Source organism: uncultured Cocleimonas sp. (assembly GCF_947495625.1).
In the GTDB taxonomy this organism is placed as follows: domain Bacteria; phylum Pseudomonadota; class Gammaproteobacteria; order Thiotrichales; family Thiotrichaceae; genus Cocleimonas.
In genome coordinates, this window is sequence record NZ_CANLZW010000021.1 from 72,743 (window position 1) to 85,118 (window position 12,376).

Annotated in this window: 15 protein-coding genes and 1 pseudogene; 7 read left to right on the forward strand and 9 right to left on the reverse strand. The window is 40.2% G+C overall.

Annotated elements, in window-relative coordinates; genetic code table 11:
- Positions 1-321: 321 nt before the first annotated feature.
- The 4 genes from Q1A31_RS12770 to Q1A31_RS12785 are packed head-to-tail and all read left to right on the forward strand — an operon-like array spanning position 322 to position 2,400.
- Positions 322-636 (forward strand): YqjD family protein, encoded by a 315-nt coding sequence (locus Q1A31_RS12770; RefSeq protein ID WP_299877117.1) that lies wholly within the window; start codon positions 322-324, stop codon positions 634-636.
- A gap of 53 nt (positions 637-689) precedes the next feature.
- On the forward strand, positions 690-971 hold the full coding sequence (locus Q1A31_RS12775) for a hypothetical protein (protein WP_299877120.1): 282 nt from the start codon (positions 690-692) through the stop codon (positions 969-971).
- A complete protein-coding gene (locus tag Q1A31_RS12780; RefSeq protein ID WP_299877123.1) occupies positions 938-1,300 on the forward strand; it encodes a hypothetical protein in 363 nt (120 codons plus the stop codon). Before Q1A31_RS12775 ends, Q1A31_RS12780 begins: the two co-directional genes overlap by 34 nt.
- Before the next feature lie 29 nt (positions 1,301-1,329).
- On the forward strand, positions 1,330-2,400 hold the full coding sequence (locus Q1A31_RS12785) for an AI-2E family transporter (RefSeq protein WP_299877126.1): 1,071 nt from the start codon (positions 1,330-1,332) through the stop codon (positions 2,398-2,400).
- Positions 2,401-2,481: 81 nt separating this feature from the next.
- Here Q1A31_RS12785 and Q1A31_RS12790 read toward each other — a convergent pair.
- The 5 genes and pseudogenes from Q1A31_RS12790 to Q1A31_RS12810 form a co-directional block, all read right to left on the reverse strand.
- Positions 2,482-3,637 (reverse strand): annotated as a pseudogene (locus Q1A31_RS12790) (IS3 family transposase).
- Between the two features lie 283 nt (positions 3,638-3,920).
- Positions 3,921-4,205, reverse strand: a complete 285-nt coding sequence (locus tag Q1A31_RS12795; RefSeq protein WP_299877129.1) for a hypothetical protein — start codon at positions 4,203-4,205, stop codon at positions 3,921-3,923.
- Between the two features lie 502 nt (positions 4,206-4,707).
- Positions 4,708-5,028 carry a ribbon-helix-helix domain-containing protein gene (locus tag Q1A31_RS12800; RefSeq protein ID WP_131906548.1) on the reverse strand — a complete coding sequence of 107 codons (321 nt, stop codon included), beginning with the start codon at positions 5,026-5,028 and terminating at the stop codon, positions 4,708-4,710.
- 61 nt (positions 5,029-5,089) lie between these two features.
- Positions 5,090-5,710, reverse strand: coding sequence for a DJ-1/PfpI family protein (locus Q1A31_RS12805; protein ID WP_299877137.1), 621 nt, complete (start codon positions 5,708-5,710; stop codon positions 5,090-5,092).
- Positions 5,711-5,996: 286 nt separating this feature from the next.
- Positions 5,997-6,848, reverse strand: a complete 852-nt coding sequence (locus Q1A31_RS12810) for a fumarylacetoacetate hydrolase family protein (protein WP_299877141.1) — start codon at positions 6,846-6,848, stop codon at positions 5,997-5,999.
- A 650-nt stretch (positions 6,849-7,498) separates the two neighbouring features.
- Here Q1A31_RS12810 and Q1A31_RS12815 point away from each other — a divergent pair.
- The 3 genes from Q1A31_RS12815 to Q1A31_RS12825 all read left to right on the forward strand — a co-directional run bounded on the left by Q1A31_RS12815 (position 7,499) and on the right by Q1A31_RS12825 (position 9,494).
- Positions 7,499-7,978, forward strand: a complete 480-nt coding sequence (locus Q1A31_RS12815; protein WP_299877144.1) for a cytochrome c — start codon at positions 7,499-7,501, stop codon at positions 7,976-7,978.
- A gap of 63 nt (positions 7,979-8,041) precedes the next feature.
- Positions 8,042-8,305: a hypothetical protein gene (locus Q1A31_RS12820; protein WP_299877147.1), complete on the forward strand. Its 264-nt coding sequence runs from the start codon at positions 8,042-8,044 to the stop codon at positions 8,303-8,305.
- Positions 8,306-8,375: 70 nt separating this feature from the next.
- Positions 8,376-9,494 carry a hypothetical protein gene (locus tag Q1A31_RS12825; RefSeq protein WP_299877150.1) on the forward strand — a complete coding sequence of 373 codons (1,119 nt, stop codon included), beginning with the start codon at positions 8,376-8,378 and terminating at the stop codon, positions 9,492-9,494.
- 346 nt (positions 9,495-9,840) lie between these two features.
- Here the strand turns inward: Q1A31_RS12825 and Q1A31_RS12830 are convergent, their stop codons facing one another.
- The 4 genes from Q1A31_RS12830 to Q1A31_RS12845 form a co-directional block, all read right to left on the reverse strand.
- Positions 9,841-10,824, reverse strand: coding sequence for a transposase (locus tag Q1A31_RS12830; protein WP_299877153.1), 984 nt, complete (start codon positions 10,822-10,824; stop codon positions 9,841-9,843).
- Between the two features lie 31 nt (positions 10,825-10,855).
- Positions 10,856-11,158, reverse strand: a complete 303-nt coding sequence (locus Q1A31_RS12835; RefSeq protein WP_299877156.1) for a hypothetical protein — start codon at positions 11,156-11,158, stop codon at positions 10,856-10,858.
- A gap of 219 nt (positions 11,159-11,377) precedes the next feature.
- On the reverse strand, positions 11,378-11,713 hold the full coding sequence (locus Q1A31_RS12840; RefSeq protein ID WP_299877159.1) for a hypothetical protein: 336 nt from the start codon (positions 11,711-11,713) through the stop codon (positions 11,378-11,380).
- 150 nt (positions 11,714-11,863) lie between these two features.
- The gene (locus tag Q1A31_RS12845; protein ID WP_299877162.1) at positions 11,864-12,286 is read right to left on the reverse strand and encodes a hypothetical protein; all 423 of its coding nucleotides are present in this window, start codon (positions 12,284-12,286) and stop codon (positions 11,864-11,866) included.
- Between the last annotated feature and the right edge of the window lie 90 nt (positions 12,287-12,376).

Sequence of the window (12,376 nt, forward strand, 5' to 3'; positions counted from 1 at the left end):
TTCTTACCGAGTAGAAGAGAATTATTCATAAAGCGAAGCATCGAGTAATCGTAGCTTTCTAAATTCTAAGTAAAGCCGCCCTAAATAAAGCTGCCCTAAAAAAAGTCGCCTTAAAAAAGTGCTTATAAGTAGGGGGGTGACTTATTCTAAATGTTATAACGAAATCACCTAAGAATCACTCAATGTAAGACAAGCCTTACATCATTTGTGGATTTGTCCGAGTTCATTCCGCTCCTGTTTTCTGTAAATTAGAATCTGTTGACTAGTTAAACAGTCAGCCTATTCAAAATTTCATTCAATCATTAATAACAGGAGTAAGTCATGGCTGCGACTAAAAAAGCAATTAGCAATAAAGAGATCAACGAAGAGTTAAAAGAACTTCAGGATAAATACAACGATCTTGTTGAATTGTTAAAAGCGAAGGGTTCAGAAAAAAAGGACGACATTAAAAGCGAAATGGCAAACAAGCTCGAAGGTCTGCAAAACACGACTGAAGAAGGTTTGAAAGAAGTGTATGAGAAAGGCACAGAGGGCGTTGAAGCCGTGAGTGGCCGCATTAAGCAAAATCCGGTTGCGAGCATTCTGGTTGCATTTGGTGTGGGTTATGTGTTGTCGAAAGTGTCTTCAAATAAATAATTTTTACTTAATATTTTATTACAAGCAACTAACGTAACTAGCAGGTTAACTCCATGAAAGCACTAACCGAAACCACCATAAGTCTATTTGAACTGGCTGAAGCGGAAGGACGTTTGCTTCGACAAAAAATCATCAAAACAACCAGTATTGCTTTTATGATACTGGTTGTGGCGATCATGTCGCTCATCGCTATAGGCCTGTTACTTGCGTCTGTATATCACGCTTTACTGATGGTTGCGGTACCTGCTTTAGCGTATCTTGTTACCAGTCTGGTTTGTTTATTGTTTATAGGAGGATTAGTATGGCTAGCGTATCGTCTAAATCAACAGGCATAGATATAACAAAGTCTGATCTTACGTCAACAATTGATGTAGCCACTCAAAATGCATCAATTCACTACAAATCTTCTTCAAACACGTCAACAGATGGCGAATCGTCACAAAAAACATTAAGCACCAAAACACCGCTTTCAGTTGCTGAAGCGAAACAACAACTACGCCATAATGCAGCTACTATCGATTATTTAGCACCAGTAAAAGAGAATCCAATTCAAAGCGTTGGTATTTCATTTTTTGCAGGATTGCTTGCAGGCGCTGAAAAAACATCTGCACTGGCAACCTCTAAAGTTACATCTCTGGTCGCTAAGTCTTTAATCCAATTGTAAGCCATTAAAAATAACGGGTTGTAATACGCATGCAAACGAAAGACTTCAAAGCACTATCAGAATCGATAAAAATCCCGTTATGGGGGCTTTTTATTATCGGTGTTTTGTTTGTCTTGCACGTCGGTCAAAGCCTGTTAATCCCGGTGTTTCTGGCGATTTTAATCTCCTTTATGCTGACACCCGTTGTACTGTTTTTAATGAAACTTCGTATTCCTCGCGCTATGGCGAGTTTTCTGGTGTTGTTGATATCATCCTCGCTGATCGTACTTTCGTTTAATAGTTTGTCTACGCCTGCAGGTGAATGGCTGGAAAAATTACCCAAAGAAATACGCAATATAGATAGACGTTTAAAGGTGTTTAAAAGCTCTGTTGATAACGTCAAAGAAGCCACGAAAAAAATAGATGACTTAACCGAAATGGCAACGGGTGATTCAAGTTCAGGGCAAACGGTACAAACAAAACCAGGTATTGTTGCCAAGATGCTGGATAGCACCCAATCGTTTATTGGGGGCTTCCTGATTTTCATCGTGTTACTGTTTTTTATACTGGCGTTCGGCCATTCCCTGGTCAGGCAACTGGGGCGTTACTGGAAGCGGCTAGAGTATGAAACCAATATCATCAAAGCCATCAGCGATACGCAACAAACCATCAGTCGTTATTTATTCTTGATTACTGCGATTAATATTGTCCTTGGGCTTATTGTTGCAGGTGTCATGTGGTGGCTGGGTATGCCGAATCCACTGGTGTGGGGCGCGAGTGCTGCGTTACTCAATTACATTCCCTACGTTGGCCCGCTAATTAATATCAGCATCGTCGCGGTTGTGTCTTTATCGACCTTCAATACACCGTTTAATATTCTGATGCCACCCTTGGCTTTATTGGGTTTGAATCTGCTGGAAGGCCAATTTATTCAGCCATTTTTTGTTGGCAAAATGTTAACCGTCAATCCCGTGATAGTGTTCTTGTTCATCCTGTTTTGGGGGTGGATCTGGGGAGTGTTGGGTATATTTATGGCAGTGCCGATACTGGTCAGCATAAAAATTATTCTGGATCAGAAGATTGAAAACCAAAATGCCAAGGCAGAAAGTGAGGAGTCTTAGACTTTATTCTGATCAATCAGCTCTAATCTAAAAAGCACACTATGAAAAAGTGAGGTGGTCAAGGTATTTAATACAACCCAGTTAAGCCACATTCAGTTGCTTCTCATACTCATTAGGACAGAGATAGTCCAATGTTGAATGTAAGCGGTAGCTGTTATAAAACATAGAAATGTACTGTACTATATCCTGTCTTGCTTCTACCGAGTTCGGTAGTCATACCATTGAACTCGTTCCTGTTTCAAGCTTCCAAAGAAGCTTTCAGCAACCGCATTATCCCAACAGTTACCTTTGCGGCTCATGCTCCCTATGATTTTGTTATCCTTTAATAACTTCCTAAAAGCATTACTGGCATATTGAGAGCCGCGATACGAATGATGGATTAAACCTGGCTCGGGTCTCCGTCTCCACAGTGCCATTTTTAGGGCCTCACAGACTAGATTAGATGTCATTCTTTTATGAGTACTCCAGCCAATAACTTTGCGCGAACACAGATCAATCACCACCGCCAGATATAACCAGCCCTCGCGGGTATGGATGTAAGTGATGTCTGGGACATAGGCCTGATCTATTTTTGATACGCTAAATTCTCGCTGAAGTACATTAGGAAACACAGGGTTTTGATGCTTACTATCCGTAGTAACCTTATACTTCTTTTTTCGCCGAACGCTGATCCCCGCTTCTCGCATCAACTTGATGACCTTGTGTCGACTAACACCATAACTCAGGGTATTTAATGCCCGCGTCATCCGACGGCTACCATAAGTAAAGTCCGTTTTCAGGGCGAGTTCTTTAATCCATTCGAGCATCTCTTGATGCTTTGTCGTCTTCTGCTTATTAGCGGTTACCTTGATGTAATGGTAATACGCTTGACGACTGACACCCAAAACCTGACATTGCAGGCTGATTGGATAGGTATTTTTATGCAGGGTGATGAAACCGTATTTCACTTCGTTTTGTTGGCAAAAAATACCGTCGCTTTTTTTAGGATATCCCTCTTCATTTCAAGACGTTTGATACGGGCTTTGAGTTTGCGGTTCTCTGCTTGCTCTGGACTCAGTTTGCCTTTGCCAACAAAAGCATGCTTATCCTTCGCTTCATATTCTTTCACCCAGCGACTAAGCGCATTGATACCCACTTCAAGGCTGAGTGTTGCCTCTGCTCTTGAGTAACCTTGATCTACTACAAGACTGACTGCATCTCGTTTAAATTTTTTTGAATAACTTTTTCGTTTTGTCATAATATTTACCTCAGTTAAGTTTATGTGCTTAACTGGGTTGTATCAAATAGTAGACCACGTCAAGCTGATGTTGACGTAGATCGACAACCAGCCCCTGATTAGTGTAAATGTAGTAAACGGCCATTAGATTCCCTCTCTTAAGTACCTTACTTATAACACGATAATTAATCTACCTGATTTCTTGAATGTAAAAAGGGGCTATAAGTAGGGGGGGGGCTAAACGCTCAAAATCGTAGAGATGTAACGTATCTTTAGATGGATAAGGCGATATTGGCACACCTACTTACTTATTAAAATGAGTAATTGCGGCGAAAATCATTAGCTGAATAAAAGCAACCGCCCAAAAATATACGCCACCAAATAACAATTTTACCGGCCAGCCTTCTGCATTTTTATTGCGCATGCTTAAAATCGTCGCTACTACTAGAGAGATAGCTATCCCAATATACATATAGGTTAGCCATGATATTTTTTCTGATGCAGCTGAAGCAGCTAATGCTAACGGACTAATTAACACAAGCGCGCTAGCTGGAAGTATTTTAAGAAAATAGGTATACCAGAGTTTCATTATCGAATTCACTTTACTGTTTAATCTGCCATTAAGGCGAGATTTTCATTCTTGGTACACAAAATATCATAAAAGCCGATTTATTACGCCGCTAGGGCGAATAAATCGTCTTGAAAAATTCTATTGGCTAACACCTATCTGCTGTAAATACTCAACTACGTCATCTAATCCAGCATTTTTTTGCATAATCAAAACCTTAATCGTTAATTTTTTACGTGTTCGGTTTGTTTGAATGGAGGAGGGTAAAAACGGATGATGAATTAAAAAGTGCCAGCCGAACACATCGAAACAACAGCTTTGGTGTTTAAAGCTGACCGGCAGAGGGAGTGTTTTAAAAAGTCACCCCCTCCTCGTACATGCTTTTTATAGAGTAGCGCTTTATTTGCGAGGTCAGCATAAATATAAACAACACGCTAATGCTTCTCTGAAGTTAGGTATATTTCATGATTATTACTTCATTACTATTCCATTACGACTTCATTACCATGTCAATAGTTGCCGTTCAATGATGTGAGACTCGAACGTCTTGCAACGTCGTTGTATCTCTGGGGATATCTCCATCAGCAATCATCGATAAATAGCGTGAGCAACAGACACGCAAAAATGACGTAAAGTTACCCATATCATGTTCTGCATCTAAGGATTCTAAATATAATTTAGTGATTAATTGATTACAGGTCATATCATCACGAAAGGATATTTCTTCAAGAATTTGCCAAAAAAAGTTTTCCAATCGGATGGAACTTACAACGCCGTCAATCCGTAGCGATTTAGTATGACTCGCCCATAGATTACTATCGGCATTAATGAATAATTGACACATAGTGGTCACTCCTCAATCTAGGTAGTTTTTTTCGATTTCTCGAACTTATTCTTTTTTCTACCTATGATAATAGCGCATTAAATTGTTTTAGCATGGCTGGGTGTGCAGGCCAGGCAGGGCTTGTCACCAAATTGCCATCAGTAACCGCACCGTCTATATCAATATTCATGTATTCGCCACCCGCACTTTCTACTTCTGGCTGACAAGCAGGGTATGCTGAACACTTGCGGTTTTCTAGCACACCTGCAGCTGTTAACAATTGTGCACCATGACAAATTGCCGCAACGGGTTTATTCGTATCAAAGAAATGTTTGATATGATTTAACACTTCAGGATTGAGTCTTAAATACTCAGGTGCTCTGCCACCAGGAATGTACAAAGCGTCATAGCTCGTCACATCAATCGCAGCAAAATCAGCGTTTAAAGTAAAATTGTGACCTGGTTTTTCAGTGTAGGTTTGATCTCCTTCAAAATCATGAATTGCAGTGGCAATAGTGTCGCCTGCTTTTTTATCAGGGCAAACGGCATCAACTTCATGTCCCATCGCCTGTAGCGCCTGAAAAGGAACCATGTTTTCGTAATCTTCAACAAAGTCACCGGTAATCATCAATACTTTAGCCATCATTATCTCCTCAAGTTCTTTGGTTTGTGTTTTTTTTATCGCTTCATTGTTTGTGTACATTGTTTGTATACACGAAGCTAAAAAATGCTTCTGCATTTTCTTAAGAGGAAGTAAGCCATAGTAAGGGGTTAAACGGGTAATATGATGTTACTACATACGAAAAAACATCAGTAAATAAAGAATGCCTATTCTCTAAAAGCAGGAGGGGTAACAATTAGTGTCTGCCGTGTAACACTTTGTTTTTCAAGCTATTATTTACAGTCACATACAATGTGGGATCAGTTTCGAAAAAGTGCCTCAAAGTAGGGGGGTGACAATATTGATAAAAAAGAACCCAACTGATTGCTCACTGAGCAACGCATTTGTTCGTCATAGTCCCGATACCAGGAACAGTCGTAGTAATGGTTTCACCTTCCGTTAAATAACGTCGCGGATCACGCACAGAGCCAACGCCAGCGGGTGTCCCGGTAAAAATGAGATCACCAGGGTTTAGTTCTGTCCACTTCGATAAAAAGGAAACTATCTGCGAGACAGAGAAGATCAGTTGCGCAGTATTACCCGATTGTACTTGCTCGCCATCTAGCTCACAGCTAAATGAAATGGCGTCGGGGTTATCAAACGCATCTGCCGTCACCACAACAGGACCAATTGGGCCGTAGTTTTTAGATGACTTTCCCAGGCTGAATTGCGGTGGGCGATCAGAAAACTGCTGTCTACGATCAGAAATATCCTGCCCAGCGGTAAACCCGGCGATATATTTGTGAGCATCACTTTCGTCTATGTTTCTGCCACCGCGACTAATAACGATGACAAGCTCAGCTTCCCAGTCAACGCGATTGGACGTCAATGGAATATCAGCGGTAGGTCCGGCAATGCAGCTAGGAAATTTAGTAAATACCATGGGTTGCTTCGGTATATCTAACTTAGCTTCCTCTGCGTGATCCGTATAGTTCAGCCCAATTGCGTACACTGCACTTGGTTGTGGAACAGGGCATTGCAAATCGGTATCAACGACTGGTGACTCATCCCCATTAAGCACTTGCTTACCAGCCCAATCGGAAAATGTGTCCCAATGCTCGTAAATCTTCATCGGGTCGGCAGAAAACTGACCACCAGAACGGTTTTCGATATCAATCGCATGCTCATCAACAACGAGTACTGACCGACCAGCTATCATCCCGAGACGTATTGCAGCCATAAAATTCTCCCTTGCTTATATGTATCTTTTGAAATTTGTATTTTCTTAGTTTTATTATTTAACTTTTAGACTATCTGAACAACCCTTAACTGAAGATACGTCTTTCTTAATAATTAGCACATTCATAATTATTACAATATGCAATTGATTATTGTTCTTAAAATAATGACCAGCTCTGCATAAATTCTATTTACGTTTTAAAAAAATAAAACGAGCCGAGATTTATCGAGACAAAAGCATTGTTGTTTAATGCTTACCCAAAGGGAAGGCGTAGCCGCATAAATATCATTTCGCAAAGCATAAGTTCCTTTAGTCATTTCAAACTACGAAACGAAAAGTCACTTAAAAGTAGGGGGGTGACCTAATTAATGTAGGTCGTATAAGCGCAGCGCCATACGACATTACCATCGTTAAGATTAAAAGAAGTCGGATGACGTTACCTTAATCCGACCTACGTATGAGGTGTACCGCGTTTATGTTTTGCGAGGCATATTTTACAAAAAATGGTTAAAAGGTGGGTGGTGGGTATTTATTTGCAATTAGCTACGAAACCTAATCTACAGCCCCCATGATTTATGTCACAAGCTACATTTCGTAACTATGTTAGGTTGTAATTGACTATTCAGGTTTACTACTCACTGGAGGAAAACATGCAATCGGTCAAATTACCTAAAATCACTTTGAATGCCGCAGTAATGATGGGTTTGGTCACTGTATTGAGCATTATATTGAGCACTAGCAACGTTAATGCGCTGGATAAAAAAACGCAACTTAAACTGGGTGAAATGGAATACCTGAGTAATTGTGCTTCCTGTCACGGTAGAGACGCCAAAGGCAATGGCCCGGTTGCGAGTGTGCTCACCACCAAACCTTCAGATCTGACGACGATTACGAAAAGATTTAGCGGTAAATTTCCTGAAGAACACATTTACAAGGTTATCGACGGCAGGGATATGATCAAACCACACGGTAATTCGCTGATGCCTATCTGGGGCCATCGCTTTACCATGATGGAGTATAACGCCGCTGATGCTATTGCCTACCCTCCAACCGATCTGGATACACAGGCGCTGGTTTTTGGTCGAATTTTATCGCTGGTAGGCTATCTGGAATCGATTCAGGTGGAGTGATTTATTAGTTTTGGTTTTTGGTTATTTTCAACAGTCAAAACGAATTGTGGGGCGGGATTAATTATGGGAACAATTATCGCTTTAAGTATCATCGCAATAATCATTGCAGCCATTGTCTGGTACAAAGCCAAAGTCTTTATTGCTGAACATGATGAAACATACAATCGCTATCTGCACTATATCGATTTTCATTTATTAAAAGAGCTGAAAAAACACGATGAATCGGTGATTTCTGATAAGGCGGAAAAGCATCACAGAAACGTCAAAATTGCAGCGTTTGTCATCATCGCAGCGTTGCTGGTAATTTTATCGCAAAGCGTTTATTAAACTCATCTGATAAGGAAAAAGACAATATTACGTCAGGCTCAAAAACTGGCAAACAAGGGAGATTTAAATCATGAATAAGCTGTTTCGTTTGTTGTTTATTGCAGTGTCGCTGATAGTAGCGGACATCGCGTACACTAAAGAGATGAGCGTGACCGTGTCAGATTTTAAGGGACGCGGCGGTCGCGTTGGCTGGGCGCCCAATGGAGCATTCGCTGTATTTGATCGTAAGGGATGGGATGGTGGTCATGATGTTTACCTGACACGTGATTTTAAAACCGAGAAATGCCTAACTTGTAACCACCCCGATTTACCCAACAAGAAACGTAAATATGGTCAACCTGCGGTACATCCGAGTGGACGCTATATTGTATTCCAGGCGGAAAAACAGGAGCATGGTTTCGTAATACCCATTGTGACAAATCCCGGCGCGGGTGTTTTCAATGATATCTGGATTTATGATTTACATACAAACCGGGCAAAACCTTTGTGGGTAGTCCCTAACAGCAAGCATCATGGAGTTCTGCATCCGCAATTTTCCAGAGATGGCAAAAAACTCAGCTGGTCCGAGTTGTATAGAGGTTTAGATTTTAAACATCCAGGCAAAGGTGCTGGATCGTGGGTATTAAAAGTAGCTGACTTTACTCCCAACGGTTTAAAGAATGTCAAACAATACCAGCCCGGAGATGAAGTGATTTTTGAGAACCATGGTTTCAGCCATGACGGCGAATGGCTTTTCTTCAGTAGTAATATGAAGCTTAATCAACCCGTGAATACCGGCACTGATATTTACAAGATCCATCTTAAGACACGCAAACTGGTGCGTCTGACGAATAAGGGTTATAACGAACACGCACATTTGTCGCCGGACGGAAAATACATCGTCTGGATGTCATCAGTCGGCAATGGCAACACCTATGATTATTATCAGGTAGGAACGGATTATTGGGTGATGAATGCTGATGGTAGCAACAAAAGACGCCTGACCTACTTCAATAAACCGGATCATCCCCATTTTCGGGGGCGTTATGTGATTGTCGCCGATTTTGCCTGGGACCCTGCGAGCTCGGCAAGAAATGGCTACCGCATATTTGCTTATCTGTTCGAGATGGTGACCAAGAATATCGGGCTTCCTGGTGGAGACTGGAAAGCACGGGGTGAATATACGTTTTTTGTAAAGTTTAGACCGTAACTGCTGATATAAATATATTGATCATATTTCGGCCTAAGACAATAATGTGAGCCCATGATTTTTGTCACAAAATAAATCACAATAAATAGGAAAACACAATAAATAGGACACCCATAATTTTAACAAGCAGATCAAATAAAAACTGTGATCTTCAACATCAATTGAAAAAGTGCCAGCGAAGCGCAGCGGAGACAACAGCTTTAGCTGACCGAAGGGCGAGTAAAACGAGTCATAAGTAGGGGGGTGACTTAAGAATACGGTTAATAAGCTAGATTTCTTATAGTGAGGCGCATCGTAACGTCTCTAATTTCTTAGAAGAGCTTTGTATTACTGGTTTGATTTAAAACTAAGAGGGGAGTGGTTTAAACGCTTTACCCATACCCTTAATCCAGTGCCGTGATGATTGTTCGGCTAGTTTTTTGAGTTTATCTATGTTGCCAGCAACGGTAGGAAATTGTTTTTCAAAATAATGAATATGATTGATCCAATCTTTCTCCTCAATACCTAACCTGAATAGAATAGGAGGAGTATTGTGGGGTATAAAGCCCCGCTTGTTTTCAAGAATTGCTCGCCCAGACCAATCTACCAATGCCAAATATTCGTTCAATTCAAACGGAATTGCTTTTTCTTTGTTTTTAGAATTTATATCTTTTTCATCGTGAAAAGGCAGCAGAGAAGCTGTTGTTTTATTCATAGCCTGATGAATCCGCTCTTGTATAGATGTGAAGTCAGAATTCTCCGGTGTATTAGCCATATCAGCCCTAATTGGATTCAAGTCGACATAGGCCATACACGTAATAAGCGCTTGTTCATCAAGTAAAGCCTGACTTTTAAAACGACCCTCCCAGAATCGTCCTGTTACGTTATCTTCCTTGTTAGATTCTCGTGCAATATACTCATTCAAAAGGCGCATAAACCAACTAATGTCGTGTAATCGAATTCGCCATGTTTCGATGATTTCATCCACCACTTTCAGCTCGGCTGAGGTCGTGCATTCACCTTTTAAAAAGCGCGAAATCATCACAGGGTAAGAAAATAACTCACCCCAGCGTTCAATCACCTCAAGTGAATTCCATGCTTCAGCACCTTTCTGATCTACCTGTAATACAACATGATAATGGTTACTCATCACCGCATAAGCCGCCACATCAATAGCAAAAACTTTCGTAAGAGATTTGATTTTATTCGCTATCCACTCACGTCTATGTTCATAGCTGTTTCCCGTTAAAGAATCTTCACCACAAAGGAATGCCCGCCTCACACAACGGTTAACGCAGTGATAATAAGGGGTAATAGAAAGATCAATTTGTTGGGAGCGAGCAATAGTCATGTTTTGATTATGACTGTTTAGCGAAGCTTTGCTAAAAGCTAGCGATTAGTGGTTTGAAAAGGCCGATTAAATTATGGGTGTCCAATTTATTCCCAGCTGTTTGAATAAGCCTAAAGTCATCAATGATGTAAGAACAAATTTCATGATTATTAGATGCTACGGATAGTTTTTTAAATATGTTTTCTTCTTTTTCTAAGGCTTCATCTTCTCCAAGTAATTCATAAGCAGAAACCCATTTATTATCGAATGCTGGCTGATCTCTATTATCAAGAATTTCATCTAAGGCAGTATGGTTTGAGCTTTCTAGATTTTTTATAAGTAATTCTATTTCCATATTTTTTTGATTTAATGTATGAGGTTCCTAAGACTATTATTTTAATTCAGTATATATATGCTTTTGCGTCGCAGACTAGCTAACGCCCCACTAATGGGACGCCGATTAATTAATTTGCATGCCATCATAAGCTAGGATAACCCAGAACTGCAAACGGCAATAAAAAACCCTGCTTAGGCGTTCCAAATTAAGTGGCTTGTTATGTTAAGTTGTCACTGCTCATTCAATAAGTACAAGCTGTTCACCAGTTTGAGGGTCATAAGCAGACAACTTTAGTTTTTTTGCGATATCGATTGCTTGTAATTGCGAGCAACCTCGTAATGAAATTATATTATTACTTTTTTGGACACTTATTTCGAATCCGTGGTCTGTAAAACAACCCTGTGACCAATAATTACCATCTTCTGATTCATTCCATTTAAGCTTGCCTAATATGTTTTCGAACATAGCTTTAATTACATCTTTATCGCCAATAGGCAATGAAAGGTCAGTAGTCCATTCATTTATAGACGGTGTTTCTGGATTGCATTTATAAAGAAATTGATCGTAACTCATATATTTATTTTAAAAAGTGCCCAAAAGTAGGGGGTGTTAAAATTAACTACTTAAACGTTCCAATATGGTTTTAGCGTCGCAGACACATAACGCCTTGCTCAGCGGAAAAATGCGAGCGCGAGCGAGTAGTTTTTCCGATGAAGCAACTTGTTATACGCTTGGATCTTTAACCATAACTGTCACTTTTTTAACACCACCATTATCTAGTTCGTGCTCAATATGAATATAGTAATTGTCTCTTTCATATTTCTCCATAGCACCGTATTTACCTAATAGAGCGTGAGTGCTTTCATCTTTTTGGAACATTGGGTCACCGAACATATCAAGTATGTTTTCACGTTTTAAGTTACTTGTGATACCTAGAAAACCTGGGTAGCCATTATTAATATAAAGAAAAATAGTTTCTATACGATTATTCTCACCCAGTAATATTTCCCATGTTGAGTCTAAGGCGCTCACATAGTAAGACGGTTCTTCTCCTTCATATTCTTTGTTGATATCTTGTATGGCAGAACACTCCAAGCCACTTAAAACATCTTCAAGATTTTTTCCTATCATTTGTTCTGGATTCATTATTCATCCTTCGTATAACGCCTTGCTCAGCGGAAAAATGCGAGCGCGAGCGAGTAGTTTTTCCGATGAAGCAACTTATAGTAACTCTGC